Annotated in this window: 17 protein-coding genes; 2 read left to right on the top strand and 15 right to left on the bottom strand. The window is 71.3% G+C overall.

The genetic code is table 11. The features are described from left to right. The coding region (locus AB0J68_RS13485) for an NAD(P)-binding oxidoreductase (protein WP_363938530.1) at nucleotides 1-473 on the top strand (473 nt) is incomplete at its 5' end. A 43-nt stretch (nucleotides 474-516) separates the two neighbouring features. Here AB0J68_RS13485 and AB0J68_RS13480 read toward each other — a convergent pair. The 15 genes from AB0J68_RS13480 to AB0J68_RS13410 all read right to left on the bottom strand — a co-directional run bounded on the left by AB0J68_RS13480 (nucleotide 517) and on the right by AB0J68_RS13410 (nucleotide 12,154). Next, nucleotides 517-1,212, bottom strand: a complete 696-nt coding sequence (locus tag AB0J68_RS13480) for a DivIVA domain-containing protein (RefSeq protein ID WP_354855309.1) — start codon at nucleotides 1,210-1,212, stop codon at nucleotides 517-519. Further along, nucleotides 1,209-2,375 (bottom strand): globin domain-containing protein, encoded by a 1,167-nt coding sequence (locus tag AB0J68_RS13475; protein ID WP_354855310.1) that lies wholly within the window; start codon nucleotides 2,373-2,375, stop codon nucleotides 1,209-1,211. The genes AB0J68_RS13480 and AB0J68_RS13475 overlap by 4 nt, the downstream gene beginning before the upstream one ends. Nucleotides 2,376-2,377: 2 nt before the next feature. After that, complete coding sequence (locus AB0J68_RS13470) at nucleotides 2,378-2,776, bottom strand: group 1 truncated hemoglobin (protein WP_354855311.1); 399 nt, start codon at nucleotides 2,774-2,776, stop codon at nucleotides 2,378-2,380. Nucleotides 2,777-3,141: 365 nt separating this feature from the next. Further along, entirely contained in the window at nucleotides 3,142-3,738 is a 597-nt protein-coding gene (locus tag AB0J68_RS13465) for a MerR family transcriptional regulator (RefSeq protein ID WP_354855312.1), read from the bottom strand. Between the two features lie 190 nt (nucleotides 3,739-3,928). Then, on the bottom strand, nucleotides 3,929-4,393 hold the full coding sequence (locus AB0J68_RS13460) for a bifunctional nuclease family protein (RefSeq protein ID WP_007460347.1): 465 nt from the start codon (nucleotides 4,391-4,393) through the stop codon (nucleotides 3,929-3,931). Between the two features lie 185 nt (nucleotides 4,394-4,578). Next, nucleotides 4,579-5,280 (bottom strand): MerR family transcriptional regulator, encoded by a 702-nt coding sequence (locus AB0J68_RS13455; protein WP_193376631.1) that lies wholly within the window; start codon nucleotides 5,278-5,280, stop codon nucleotides 4,579-4,581. A gap of 50 nt (nucleotides 5,281-5,330) precedes the next feature. After that, nucleotides 5,331-5,783 (bottom strand): FHA domain-containing protein, encoded by a 453-nt coding sequence (locus tag AB0J68_RS13450; protein WP_007071101.1) that lies wholly within the window; start codon nucleotides 5,781-5,783, stop codon nucleotides 5,331-5,333. A gap of 217 nt (nucleotides 5,784-6,000) precedes the next feature. Continuing rightward, complete coding sequence (gcvH, locus tag AB0J68_RS13445) at nucleotides 6,001-6,381, bottom strand: glycine cleavage system protein GcvH (protein WP_007460354.1); 381 nt, start codon at nucleotides 6,379-6,381, stop codon at nucleotides 6,001-6,003. 83 nt (nucleotides 6,382-6,464) lie between these two features. Then, nucleotides 6,465-7,430, bottom strand: a complete 966-nt coding sequence (locus tag AB0J68_RS13440; protein ID WP_354855313.1) for a DUF881 domain-containing protein — start codon at nucleotides 7,428-7,430, stop codon at nucleotides 6,465-6,467. 11 nt (nucleotides 7,431-7,441) lie between these two features. Then, a complete protein-coding gene (locus tag AB0J68_RS13435; RefSeq protein WP_007460356.1) occupies nucleotides 7,442-7,774 on the bottom strand; it encodes a small basic family protein in 333 nt (110 codons plus the stop codon). After that, nucleotides 7,771-8,709 (bottom strand): DUF881 domain-containing protein, encoded by a 939-nt coding sequence (locus tag AB0J68_RS13430; RefSeq protein WP_363938525.1) that lies wholly within the window; start codon nucleotides 8,707-8,709, stop codon nucleotides 7,771-7,773. The genes AB0J68_RS13435 and AB0J68_RS13430 overlap by 4 nt, the downstream gene beginning before the upstream one ends. Next, nucleotides 8,706-9,338, bottom strand: coding sequence for a CDP-alcohol phosphatidyltransferase family protein (locus AB0J68_RS13425; protein WP_355138777.1), 633 nt, complete (start codon nucleotides 9,336-9,338; stop codon nucleotides 8,706-8,708). The genes AB0J68_RS13430 and AB0J68_RS13425 overlap by 4 nt, the downstream gene beginning before the upstream one ends. A gap of 294 nt (nucleotides 9,339-9,632) precedes the next feature. Further along, nucleotides 9,633-10,097, bottom strand: a complete 465-nt coding sequence (locus AB0J68_RS13420; protein ID WP_354855316.1) for a MarR family transcriptional regulator — start codon at nucleotides 10,095-10,097, stop codon at nucleotides 9,633-9,635. Nucleotides 10,098-10,153: 56 nt separating this feature from the next. Then, on the bottom strand, nucleotides 10,154-11,332 hold the full coding sequence (locus tag AB0J68_RS13415; RefSeq protein WP_363938522.1) for a PP2C family protein-serine/threonine phosphatase: 1,179 nt from the start codon (nucleotides 11,330-11,332) through the stop codon (nucleotides 10,154-10,156). 75 nt (nucleotides 11,333-11,407) lie between these two features. Continuing rightward, complete coding sequence (locus AB0J68_RS13410; RefSeq protein WP_363938519.1) at nucleotides 11,408-12,154, bottom strand: SAM-dependent methyltransferase; 747 nt, start codon at nucleotides 12,152-12,154, stop codon at nucleotides 11,408-11,410. 115 nt (nucleotides 12,155-12,269) lie between these two features. Here AB0J68_RS13410 and AB0J68_RS13405 point away from each other — a divergent pair, with 115 nt between their 5' ends. Beyond that, on the top strand, nucleotides 12,270-13,151 hold the full coding sequence (locus AB0J68_RS13405) for a universal stress protein (RefSeq protein ID WP_363938516.1): 882 nt from the start codon (nucleotides 12,270-12,272) through the stop codon (nucleotides 13,149-13,151). Nucleotides 13,152-13,335 lie beyond the last annotated feature (184 nt).

Below are 13,335 nucleotides of genomic sequence, written 5' to 3'. Positions count from 1 at the left end.
CGCACCTGCGCGACGCCGACGCGGTGGTCTTCGCCGCCGGCGCCGGCCCCGGCAGCGGCGCCGCCCGCAAGGACACCGTCGACCGGGCCGCCGCCGCGCTGCTCGCCGACGCCGCCACCCGCGCCGGCGTCCACCGCTACCTGCTGGTCTCCTCCATGGGCGTGGACAACCCACCCGCCGCCGGCACCGACGACGTGTGGGCCGCCTACCTACGCGCCAAACGAGCCGCCGAGGACGACCTGCGCGCCCGCGACCTGGCCTGGACGGTGCTGCGCCCCGGCCGGCTCACCGACGACGAACCCACCGGGCACGTCACCCTCACCCGACACGCCGGCCGAGGCGACATCAGCCGCGCCGACGTCGCCCTGGTCCTCGCCGCGCTCCTGGACGAACCCCGCACCGCCGGCACGACCCTGGAACTCGTCGGCGGAACGACACCGATCGCCGACGCCGTCCGCGCCGCCGCGAGATGACCCCCGGGCTGGGGTCGCGGTACGTGACCCCAACCCGGGCCGGTCAACGCTGGTGGTGACGCGGCAACGCCGCCTGCCCCGCCACGCCACCCACGAAGGGCGCCCCCGGCGTCTCCTTCGCGATCCGGTCCATCGTGCGCGCCAACTGCTCACTGCCGTCGTCGAGATGCCGCGCCGCCGCCTGCATGTGCGACACCATCATCTCGCCGAAGATCCGCAACGCCTCCCGGGTCGCCACCGTGTCGTCGAAGCTCGGCCCGGCCGTACTGCGGTACTCCGCCACCGCCCGCTCGGCCTCCTGCTTCGCCTCCTCCGCCGCCGCCCGCATGTAACTCTCGTACTGCAACCGGGCGTACTCGGCGACCCGCCGCGCGTAGTCGTGCGCCTGCGCGATGATCTGCTCGGCCTCCCGCTGCGCCGCCGACAGCAGATTCACCTCCTTGGCCGCCGGCACCTTCACCGCCGCGCCCGTGCTCGGGATCACCCCGTGGCGGTGCAACTCCACCCGGTCGGTGAGCCGCTCGTTCTCCGCCCGCAGGTTCGCGATCTGCGTCGCCAACAGATCCAACTCGTCGGCGACCTGCACCCGGAACCGGTCCACGTCCGCGTTGTCGTAGCCACGCCGCGCGAACGGCGCCGTCCCGAACTCCCACCGCCGAACCCGGTCGGAGGTCATCCGCACCTGCACACCGCCGGACACCTGAATCCCGTCGTACCGGCTGATCGGGGTCGCGCTCACCTCTCACCCCCCTCACTCGACTGCTGGACCGCCGTACGCCACGCCGGGCCGTACCACTGCTTGCCCAGACCCTCGTGATGCACCTGACCCTCGTGGTAACCCGCCCGAGCCAACGTCTGCACCGCGTGCGACACCATCTCGTCCGACCCGCACACGTACACGTGCCGCGAACGCCAGTCACCATCGGCCAACGCCCGGTCCACCGCGTACACGAACTCACCCGGCCGGTTCGCGTCCGCGCCCACCACGTACGTCACCGTCAACCACGGACACGACGACGCCAACTTGTCGATCGCGTCGCTGTCGTAGAACTCGCTGCGCGACCGCGCACCCACGTACAGATCCACGCGACGACCGGAACCCTCCGCGGCGACCTGCTCCACCAGGGCCTTCACCGGCGCCCAGCCGGTGCCCGACGCCAGCAGCAACAGGTCACTGGAACCCGCCGCCCACAACGCCAGGTGCTCCCCCACCGGCGCGGCCAGATGCACGCGGTCCCCCACCGCCGAGCCGTACACCAGCCGCGACGACACCGCGCCACCCGGAGCGGCCCGCACATGCAACTCCAGCGTGCCGTCCGCGCGCGGCGCGTTCGCCGGCGAGTAGTACCGCCACGACCGCACCGACGGGTGCGACACCCCGATCGACTGACCCGGGGTGAACGGCAACAGGTACTGCGGACGCACCGTCAACACCGCCACGTCGAACGCCCGCCGCTCATGGGACACGATCTCCGCCACCCACCACGGCGGGTTCACCGCCTCCGCGGCCTGCGCCGCCTCCGTCATCACCTGCGCGATCAGCCCGTACGCCGCCGCCCAGTCCTGGGCCAGCTCATCGGTCCACTGCTCGGCGAGAAAATGCTGCAACGTCGCCAACAGCGCCTCACCGACCGCCGGATAGTGCTCCGCGCGGACCGCGAACTTACGGTGATCCGCGCCGAGGTCCTGCAGGAAACCCACCAGCCGATCGACCTGATCCACGTGGGACACGATGTGGCCCAGCGCGGTGACCAGGCGGTCCCGCTGCCCCGCCATGTTCGTGGGGAACATCTGCCGCGTCTCGGGATGCGCCAGAAACAACGTCGAATAGAAGTAGAGCGGCACCTCGTCGCCGTGCCCGGCGACGAGGGACCAACTCTGCTTGAGTCGGGCCGCGTCCACGCTCAGACGCCCGGACGCTCTCCGGTGGCCACCACCTGGTCCTGCACCTGCGCCAGCACCGCCCGCACGTCGTCCTGCACGTCGGCCGGAACACCCAACTCGGTCAGCGTCGCGATCAGGTACTCACCGACCTTGGCGTAGTGCGCCACCGGAATGCCCAACGGCTGGTGCGCCTCGGCCAACCCGCGACCGGTGTACTCGTTCGGGCCGCCCAGCACCACCGTCAACATCAACGCCAGGTGCCGACGCTGGCCCGCCATGTCCACAGTGGCGAAATAACCCGCCAACTCCGGATCGGCGAGCACCTTGTCGTAGAACAGCTCCACGGCCGCCTTCACCGAACTCGCTCCGCCGATGCGGTCGTAATTCGAGGCGGGAGCGGTCTCTTCCGTAACCGTCACGGTCGTTCCTTCCGGGGTGACAGGTCGCGCGCGCGGTGACGCGCAGGGGCAACGGCCACCGACGCCACACCGTCAAGCCGCTGCGGCACACCGGGGACCGTGACGGACCATAGCGTGCCCGCAACCTCCGGTCAGGGCCCCCCTATCGGTTTCCCGACAGTCGACGCACACGCATCGTCACCACAGTGGACCCCGAAGATCCACCCACGGCAATCAGAAGATCACCCACGGTATCCACTGTGGAAAACGTCACCCGGGGAAACCGTCACCCGGACGCCACGACCTGACCCGCAGTCACCAGACGGCCGTAGCCAAAAGAGTCACCCGTATCGCCGGACCGGGCACCAGCGGACGCGCAGCGCGACTCAGCCGGCCCGCCGCCGCGCCCGCCGCGCCGCCAACTCGTCACCCACCGGATCCGACGAGGGCCCCACCACCGGCTCCGCCGGGCCGCTCGCCGCCGGCTCCGCCGGCAGATGCGACAACGACCCCTGGATCTCCTTGAACGCCCCACCGATCGCGATCCCGAAGACGCCCTGCCCACCCTGCAACAGGTCGACCACCTCCTCCGGGGACCGACACTCGTACACCGTCGTCCCGTCGGAGATCAGCGTGATTCCCGCCAGATCCTCCACACCACGCGACCGCAACGCCTCGATCGCCTTGCGGATGTTCTGCAGGGACACCCCCGCGTCCAACAACCGCTTCACGACCTTCAACACCACCAGATCGCGGAACGAGTACAACCGCTGCGTCCCCGAACCCGACGCGTCCCGGACGCTCGGCACCACAAGCGTCGTGCGCGCCCAGTAATCCAACTGCCGATAACTGATGCCCACCGCGTGACACGCCGTCACACCTCGGTAGCCCACCGAGCCGTCACCCTCAGTCGCCACACCCGGCGACGACGCACCCGGCTCACCCAACTGTGTACCCGGATCAGGATCCTGCGGCTCGTGCATCCGGACAACCTCCCCGTCAGTGCGGCGACGCGTCGTTTCCGGGACGCGCACCCCTCGACACGGCAACCCTAACGCCACCTTCAGGGGTTACCACGGAGGAACCGACGCGACACGCCGCGCAGCCACCGAGAAAGATCACCAACCACACGCCGACGTCACCCACCGTGACACCAGCGCGGAACCGAGCCACTCAGCCCGCGAAATCCTCCGGACGCACCTGCTCCAGGAACTCGCGGAACTTCTCCACCTCGTCCTCCTGCTCGTCGGGGATGACGATCCCCGCCTCGCTGAGGACCTGCTCCGCACAACGAATCGGCGCACCGACCCGCAACGCCAACGCGATCGAATCGCTCGGCCGCGCCGACACCCGCACCCCATCGCCGATCAGGAGATCCGCGTAGAACACGTTCTCCTTCAGCTCGGTGATCTCCACCGCCTGCAACGGCGCCTGCAACGCCGCCAACACATCCCGCAAAAGATCATGCGTCAACGGACGGGCCGGCTTGACCCCCTGCTGCTCATAAGCGATAGCCGTGGCCTCGACCGCGCCGATCCAGATCGGCAGATAGCGGTCGCCCTCGACCTCCCTGAGCAGGACGATCGGCTGGTTGCTCGGCAGCTCCACCCGAACTCCGACCACGCTCAGCTCGCGCACCGCCGCCTCCGTGTCGTTGTCACCTACGCCGCACCGCGCCCTTCCCTGCACGGTACACGGACCGCAACACGGTCGTCCGATGCGCTACAGCACCACGCCCGCGCCAGAGAGGGGTTACCCCGGCAAGCCTACGGCACGCTTCGGAGAAGAGATCTTTCCGCTCCACCGCCGCCTGCCGGGCACCCTCACCGACCCAACGTCGACCGAAGCCCCACCCGCACCAACGCCGCGTGCAACTGCTCCGACAACGCCACCAACTCCCGCGCCGTCTCCGCCGCCCGCGCCCGCGCCGCCGGATCACTCTGCCGCGCCAACGGCGCCACCAACTGCGCGAACAACCCGACCTCACGATCGGCCGCGCTCCGGTAACCCCGCAGATGCCGCGGCTCCAACCCGTACGCCGCCAAACCCGCCACCGCCGACGCGATGATCAACGCATCCGCGTCGTACCACCCCGGCGGATCCGACACCAGCACACCGAGCCGCTCCAACTCCACAAGCGTCGACTCGTCGATCCCACTGCGAGCCACCAGCTCAGCCCGGCCGAGCCGCACCTGCGACGACTCGGCCGGCTCCGCCGACTCCCGACCCGGCACCGCACCATCGGGCCCCACCGCGACCAACGCCGGCCGCGACCGCTCCGGCTGCTCGCCAGACGAATCCCACTGGGCCAACTGCTCACGGATCACCCGCAACGGCAGGTACCGGTCCCGCTGCGCGGTCAGCACGAACCGCAACCGCGCCACATCGTCCCAGCTGTACTTCCGGTAACCCGCCGCCGTCCGCTGCGGCTCAACCAGCCCCTCGGCCTCAAGGAACCGCAGCTTCGAAATCGTCGTGTCCGGGAAATCCACCCGCAACTGCCCCAGCACCTCACCGATGCTCATCAGCGGCTGGGACCGGGCCGCCCCGGGTGGCGTGGAGGCCGCAGGCTCGTTCACCCCCGGCCGGCCTCCTCCTCCGGGCGCGGACCGGCGATGAACACCACCCGGAACTTACCGATCTGTACCTCGTCACCATTGCTCAACGTGGCCGCCTCGACCCGCTCACGATTCACGTACGTGCCGTTCAGGCTACCCACGTCCCGCACCGTGAACGTCCCACCATCACGATGGAACTCCGCGTGCCGGCGCGACACCGTCACATCGTCGAGGAAGATGTCACTGTCCGGGTGCCGGCCACTGGTCGTCACATCGTGGTCCAACAGGAACCGGGCACCCGCATTCGGGCCGCGACGAACCACCAGCAGCGCCATACCCGGCGGCAACGAACCGGACATCCGGCTCGGCACCACATCGGTGTCCGGCCCTTCCAGCACTTCGTCGAGCGAGCCGAGATTGAGCGTCGAGGTGACGTCGAGTGGGGGGAACTCGTCGTCTGGGCGCGTCATGGGACCACCTCACGGATCTGTTCGGTCGGCGTCGGGTAATGGCGGGTCTGGCCGCCGGGCGCTCGTCCACCCGGCGGCTGGCTCCCCGTGCCCGGGAAGGCAATTCCACAACGCTCAACTAATGGATTCTTCTCGGTCGACTGGGCGAGCCTAGCCAGCGCCGAAATGCAGGGCAACCGGACGCGCGCAGACATCCCGCACACCGGATCAAGCACACTCAGCCTTCGGTGATCTTCTGGTACGCGCCCGCCGTCAGCAACCCGTCCGTCGCCGTCGGATCGTTCGGAGTGATCTCCACCAGCCAACCCGCACCGTACGGATCCGTGTTGATCAGCTCAGGGGTGTCACCCAGCGCGTCGTTGCGCGCCGCCACCGTGCCCGCGACCGGCGCGTAGATCTCCGACACACTCTTGGTCGACTCGATCTCACCCAGCGAGTCACCGGCCGCGACTACCGCACCCGCCTCCGGCAACTGCACGTACACGATGTCACCCAACGCGTCCTGCGCGAAGTGCGTAATGCCGACCCGCACCGAGCCGGTACCGTCACCCGCCACCCACTCATGCTCGGCGGTGTATCGCAGATCCTCGGGAATCACCAGACGCGTCCTCATCCATCGGTGCCCCGGACCACCCGGGCCCGGCGCGGCCGCGCCGGTCAGGAGACCGGACGGGCGTGTTCCTACTTGGTCGGCGCGTGCAGCGCCGAAACCTCGGCAACCTCACGCTCCCCAAACGCCACGTTACCGCCGTCACCCCGGACCGACGCGACCACCCCACCAGGAATGTTCAACGCCGTACGCATCGTCGCCGGATCACCGATCACCGTGATGGTGTACGGCCCCGTCAACCGACGCCCCTCCACCATCAACGACCCGTTGTCCCCATCGAGGAAGTACGTCGATGCGATCACCCGCACCGTCGCCCGGTCACCACCGGAGATCTGCATCGCCTCCGCGCCCGCGCCCCGCAACTCCTGCACCGCGTCCAACACCCGGTCCGCCGTGATCGGCTTGACCCCGTTGCTGGAGAACTGCACCGTCAACCCCGGACCCACCGCCGGCAACGTGCCCGCCAGAATCCCCAGCTCGTCCGCCCGACGAGTCGCCTCGTCCAACGCCGCCTGCCGACCCTGCGCACCCGAGGCCAACTGCCGCTGGCTCTCCTCCAACGCCCGAATGTCCTGCTGGAGACGGTTCTCGCGCGCATCCAGATCCGACAGGATCCGCACCAGATCCTCCTGACGCGTCGCCCCCAACGTCGGATCCGTCGACGTCGTCCGCAACTGCACGACAAGCGTGAACCCCAGCAACGCCAACAACGCCGCGATCATCACCCCGGCCGCGCTGAACCGCGACCGACCCGCCGCCACCGCAGGGGCCGACTCCGCCACCGGCTCGTCCACCGGCTCACCCGCCCGCGCCACCGCGCTCAGGTCCACCGTCGCGCCGTCATCGACCGGGGCCACCCCGGGCTCCGCATCCGGAGACTCCGGCTCCTTCGTCGGACCATGCGGCGCCAACGGACTCAACTCGTCCGGATCCGGCGCGTCCGGCCGCGGATCCGGCTCACCCGCCGGCCCACCCGGCCGCCCCGGCACCGCCGGCTGCGGCCAGCCCGTCCCCGTCTCCGCCTGCTCGTCGCTCATCGCTGTCAAACCTACGCCCGGAACAGGTGCCGACGGATCGCCGCCACATTCCCGAAGATCCGCACACCCAGAACGACCACCACACCGGTGGACAACTGCCCGCCCACGCCCAACTGATCCCCCAGATACACGATCAGACCCGCCACCAGCACGTTCGAGATGAACGACACCACGAACTGCTTGTCGTCGAAGATGCGGTCCAACTTCGCCCGGACCCCACCGAACACCGCGTCCAACGCGGCGACCACCGCGATCGGCAGGTACGGCTGCAACGCCGCTGGCACCGTGGGATCAAGCCACACGCCCAGCACCACACCGGCGAGCAACGCCAGCACCGCGATCATCCGCCACCTCCGGAAGGACTAGCGGTCCCCGGCGAACCCGACGACCCAGGACTGCCGGACCGGACACCCGACCCCGAAGGGCTCGGACTGACCGACGGCTTGGCGTAGCGTAGCTGCGGCTCCGGAGCCGCCGGCAGGGTGAGGTCCTCCGCCTTGCGCACACCGAACGACAGGCCGGTCTTCTGCGCGACGTCCTGCATTACCGCCGCGCTGCGACTGTCCTCGAACTTGCGCCGCATCGACCCCGGCCCGATCGCCGACACCTCGTACGGCCCCGTCACCGGCCGGAAATCCACCAGGATCGCCTCGCCCGCCGTACGGATCGTCGACGTCGACGTCAACCGCTGCCCATTGATCGCGATCGCCTCGGCACCGGCGCTCCACAACGCGTTCGCCACACCCTGCAGATCGCTGTACAGCACCTGCGGCGGCCCCGCGCCCTTACCGGTCACCGCGTCCGCGTTGCCCGGGGCGTCCGCCAGGCGCACCACCACACCGTCACCCCGCACCCGGCCGAGCCCGGTGACCGCCTCCAGGTCCCGCAGACGTGCCGCGGTCGACCCGCTCAACGCCGCGTCCCGCTGCCGGCTGACCTCCTCCCGCAGCTGATCCGCGCGCGCCGACAACCGGTCGGTCTGGCTCTCCCGCTCCTTGATCTGCGCCACCAACCCGGAGCGGGCCTGAGCACGCCCCGGCTCGTCCGCCATCGTCTGGCGATACGCCACCGCGAACAGGAAACCCAGCACCACCACCACGACCAGGCTGACCGACCGCGCCGGCCAACCCCGGGGCGCGTCCTGCGACGACGCCACCCGCTCGCGCGCGGCCGCCGCGTCCGCGTACCCCGGATCCAGGGGGTTGCGGAACAGTTCGGTGAGGAAGTCCGGGGCGTACACCCGATCCGGGCGGGGACCCTCCGGCGGCGTCGCGCTCACGCGCCCGCTCCCGGGCCGCGCGCCGCGCGCACCAGCCTCGACGCCTGCACCACGTACATGGCGCCGGCCACCCAGTAGAGCACCAGCCCCCACCAGGCCAGCCCCCAGCCGATCGCGGCCGTCGCCGTCGCCGCCTGACTCCACTCGGTGGCCAACAGCAGCACCGGGAACGCCGCGAGCAGCAGGAACGTGGCGGTCTTGCCCACGTAGTGCACCGGTGGCGGCCCGTACCCGTAGCGGCGCAACACCGCCAGTGAGCCGAGCAGCAACGCCTCCCGGGCCAGCAGCGCCGCCGTGAACTGCCACGGCACGATCTCCCGGGCGGTGAAGGCAAGCAGCGTGGCGAGGATGTAGAGCCGGTCGGCGAGGGGGTCGAGCAGCTCCCCGAGCCGGCTCACCTGACTCAGCCGGCGCGCGATCCAACCGTCGACCCAGTCGGTGGTGCCGCCGATGGCCAGCACCACCACCGCCGCCACGTCCGCGCGGGCCACCAGGAACAGGTAGAGGAACAGGGGTACGCCCAGCAGGCGCCCGAAGCTGATCAGGTTGGGCAGGGTGAGCACCTGGTCGCCGGGAGCCTGGTCACCGGTGTCCCGCGGATGCTCTGCCCGAGCCGGCCGACGCGACACCCGAACCTCCTCCACCGCACGCCCCGACGCCAGACCGAGATCGGGCGCGGCGGAGGTCGTACGCGCTGTCGGGCCGGCAACCGCCGGCTCCCCTGCGGCCCCGGGATGGGACCTCTGCCCTGATGCGGCCCGCGATCTCGATGATCACGGGCCGGCTGAGTGCGCTGCCACTATATCGGGCTTCCCCGCGCTCCTCGGCCGCCGCCGCGTGCTGTCGGTGCGGCTGTGCCGCACTGTGGCGTGGATCACCACGCGTAGAGCGTCCTAGGATACTAGTGGAAGGGGGACGGCGGTTCAGGCCGTCTGGACCGCTTGATCGGTCTGCTGCTCCGGCACCGTCTGCGTGGCCGCCCGACCGAAGGCGAGCAACGACAGCAACAGATCGTGCTGCATCCGGGGCGGCATCCGGTCCAACACGGCCTGCACCGCGCGCTGGCGCCGCTCCGCCAGCTCCCGCAGCAGGGTCAGGGCGGCGGCGGTCGGCACCAACCGCACCTCCCGCCGGTCGCGCGGGTCGGCCACCCGGCGCAACAGACCGGTCGCCTCCAGCCGGTCGCAGAGGCGGCTGGCCGAGGAGGGCACCACGTCCAGCAGCTCCGCGAGACCGTTGACGTTGGTCTCCCGTCGGCCGCTGATCAGCATCAGCACCCGCAGCTGGGTCGGTGGCACCTGATGCCGCGACGCCGCCGAGTCGAGCACGGCGATCAGCGTCTCGGCGGCCGCGTCGATCGCCGAGGCGAGATCCGCAGGTCGCTCCACCCGATGTCCCCTGCCGTCGTCACGCTGGTGCCCGCCCGGCGCGGCGGCGGCAACCCTCATCCGCCGTCCCGCTCACGCGGACCATGCCAGTCGAGGCAGACGACGACGGCGTCGTCGCGCAAATCGGAATCCGCGTGATAGGCGTGTAGTTCGCGCATCACCGTACCAACCGCCTCGGTCGCCGGCTGCAACCGTGTGGCCCGCAGGGATCGGGCCATCATCCGCTGCCCGTACGGCTCCCGCCCCGCCGGCTCGGCCGCCCACACGCCGTCGCTGACGACGAAGACACGGTCACCCGGCGCGAGCTGGAACTCCTGCAGCTCGTAGCGGGTCTCGGCGAACATGCCCAGCGGCAACTGCTGCTCCAGCTCCATCGGCTCGACCGTCGCGCCACGCATCCGCAGCAGGTGCGGCGAACCGGCGTCGACCGCCCGCACCCGCCCGGTGCGGATGTCCAGCTCGAGCAGCAGCGTGGCCACGTACCGACGGCCCCGGTGCTGGTAGTAGACCGTGTCCGAGGCCAGCTCCGCCTGCTCCACGAGGCCACCGCCGGAGCGGCGGGCGTTGCGCATCGCGTTCACGGTGACCGCCGTCAGCAGCGACGCGGCCAGGCCCGTGCCCTCGCCGTTGAGCACCGTCAGGGTCAGCCGGTCACCGTCCAACGACCAGTCGAAGTGGTCGCCACCGACGGTGTACGCCGGTTCCAACTGCCCGGCCAGGTGAAAGGCGCGGTGCGCCACGCTACGACCGGGCAGCAGGTCCCACTGCATCTCGGCGGCCATGCTGAGCCGCTCCCGGCGACGGGCCCGCCGATAACGGTCGGTCTCCCGGTCCGCGGCCCGCATCGCCACCGCCAGGTCGCCGGCGATGTCGGTGGCGCGCCCGGTCACCGCCGGGCCCGGGACGGTCGGCAGTTCGATGAGCAGCACACCCAGCCGCTCCCCCCAGACCGTCAGGGGCAGGTAGAGCCGGCAGACTCCGTCGTCCAGCCCGTCGCGCACCGGCTGCTGGCTGGAGAAGCAGCGCTGCGCCACGGTGTGCTGGGCCAGGGCTCCGGCCGCCGGCAGGTCCGGATCCAGCACCGGCCAGAGCCCGCTGATCCGGTAGTCGGCGACGAACACGTCGGTGCGTAACGCGCCCAACGCCGACCGGATCGCCCGGTCCGCCGCTTCCGCCAACTGGTCGGGCGCGGCCTCGCGCAGCGCGCGCGACACCCCGTCCGGCGCGTCCACCATGGTTGGTCGTCCCTCCAGAAACTTGCTACAGGGCAAGCATCATACGGACGCCACCGGGCAGCCGGTCGTCGCGGGTCAGTCGGCGTCCCGTGTCGCCAGTACGCCGTGAAAGGCGTCCGGCACATCGGCGGGCGGGCCGGCGGGCCGCCACCGGTGGACCGGGACGATCCCGTCCGACGTCGGCGTCCACCGGCCCAGCAGTGGGGCGAAGGCCGCCGGGGGACGCATCCGGAATTCCGGACCCATCATCGCCAGCGCCTGCGGGTGGCCGGCCAGCTCCTCGGTGTCGAAGTCCACGGCCAGCAGGCTGCCCGGCGCCGCGGCGGCGTACAGCTCGTCGAGGGTGCGCGTGAGCGTGGCGTCGTCGAGGAACGCGGCGAGCCCGAGGAAGACCACCCCCACCGGCCGCCGCCCCCACCCGGGTACGAATCGATGCAGCTGGGCCGGGTCGATCGTGCCGATGTCGGTGGCGTCGCCGTAGCCGTAGCCCGCCCGGTCGCTGTCGGCGAGGATCCGCTGCCCCAGCCGGATGGTGACCGGGTCGACGTCGGTGTAGAGCACGGTGGCCTCGGCGGCGACCTCGTGCACGTTGCCCATCGTGGGCACCCCCGCGCCGAACACCAGGAACCCGTCCACGCCCTGCTCGACCATCGCCCGCACCGCCCGGCGCAGGAACGCCCGCAACTCGCGGAAGACCGGCGCGCACGGCCCGTACGCCTGCTCGAAGGCGGTCGCCGCGGCCACGTCGACGTCGAAGTGGTGTTCCCCGCCGAGCCAGAAGTCGATCATGCGAGCGGTGCTCGGCTCGTCCGGTTCATCCATCGACGACGCTCCTCCCCGTCCGGTCGCCGCCAGCGTACCGACCCGGGCCCGACCGGCGGTATCGCTCCGTCGCGCCGCCACGCCCGCGATACTGGCTCGGCGGGAGGTGAGACGGGTGAACTCGGCGGACAGCGCGGCGGTGGTGGTCGGCGTGGACGGCTCGGAGCCGTCCCTGCGCGCGGTGCGCCTGGCCGCCGCCGAGGCCGTCCGCCGGCACCGGCCGCTGCGGGTGGTGCACGGGTTCATCTGGCCGGTGCTGCACGTGCCGGTCTCCCCCGCTCCCGACGCGCCGCCCGGCGCCGGACTGCGCCACCGGGCCGAGGAGCTGGTCGCCGCCGCGGTGGCCGAGGCCGAGGCGACCGCGCCCGGGCTGACGGTCTCCGGCGAGATCATCGACGGCGAGGCGTCCGCGGTGCTGGTGGGTGAGTCCCCCACCGCCGCGCTCATCGTGCTCGGCGACCGCGGGCTGGGCGGCTTCTCCGCGCTTGTCGTCGGCTCGGTGGCGGTGCAGGTCTGCGCGTACGCCGACTGCCCGGTGCTCGTCGCCCGCGGCGACCAACGCCCCGACGAGCCGGTGCTGGTGGCGATGGACGGCTCGGCGGCGTCCCGGCTCGCCGCCGACTTCGCCGCCGAGACCGCGGTGGCGCGCGGCGTGCCGCTGCGCGCGGTGCACGCCTACCGGCACCCCGGCAGCAGCGGCCCCGGTGACATGCAACCCCTGGTGTACGACGAGGCGCAGTTGCACGCCGAGCAGGAGCGGATGCTCACCGGCTGGCTGGACGGGCTGACCGACCGCCACCCGGGGCTGCGGCTGACCTGGCGGGCGGCGCACGGCCGCGCCGGCGCGGTGCTCGCCGAGGCGTCCCGTTCGGCCCAACTGTTGGTCGTCGGGGGGCAGGGGCGTGGCGAGGTGACCGGCTTGCTGCTGGGGTCGGTGAGTCAGTCGGTGCTGCACCACGCCCGCTGCCCGGTCGCCGTGGTCCGCGGTCCCCGCTGACACCCCGGGTTGGCCTCCCGCCAGACGGGTAGACGGCCGCGGTACGCCAACGGCGACGAAGGAGGCAGCAGATGCCAGGACCACGGCCGGGCAGCAACGCGTACGACAAGCAGCGGGCGCGGTTGCGCAACGCGATCGACGACTCCGGACGCCGGGTGCCCGACGGCAAGGCCAACCAGGTCGC

This window comes from Micromonospora sp. NPDC049580 (assembly GCF_040675595.1).
Lineage (GTDB): Bacteria > Actinomycetota > Actinomycetes > Mycobacteriales > Micromonosporaceae > Micromonospora.
Note: the sequence above shows the minus strand (reverse complement) of the source record. Positions and strands in the feature narration are given on the sequence as shown.

Excerpts from the sequence above, each read along its gene's own strand:
- AB0J68_RS13465 (WP_354855312.1), bottom strand. The coding sequence starts at position 3,738 with ATGCACGAGCCGCAGGATCCTGATCCGGGTACACAGTTGGGTGAGCCG.
- AB0J68_RS13455 (WP_193376631.1), bottom strand. The coding sequence starts at position 5,280 with ATGAGCATCGGTGAGGTGCTGGGGCAGTTGCGGGTGGATTTCCCGGAC.
- AB0J68_RS13450 (WP_007071101.1), bottom strand. The coding sequence starts at position 5,783 with ATGACGCGCCCAGACGACGAGTTCCCCCCACTCGACGTCACCTCGACG.
- AB0J68_RS13440 (WP_354855313.1), bottom strand. The coding sequence starts at position 7,430 with ATGAGCGACGAGCAGGCGGAGACGGGGACGGGCTGGCCGCAGCCGGCG.
- AB0J68_RS13435 (WP_007460356.1), bottom strand. The coding sequence starts at position 7,774 with ATGATCGCGGTGCTGGCGTTGCTCGCCGGTGTGGTGCTGGGCGTGTGG.
- AB0J68_RS13415 (WP_363938522.1), bottom strand. The coding sequence starts at position 11,332 with ATGGTGGACGCGCCGGACGGGGTGTCGCGCGCGCTGCGCGAGGCCGCG.
- AB0J68_RS13410 (WP_363938519.1), bottom strand. The coding sequence starts at position 12,154 with ATGGATGAACCGGACGAGCCGAGCACCGCTCGCATGATCGACTTCTGG.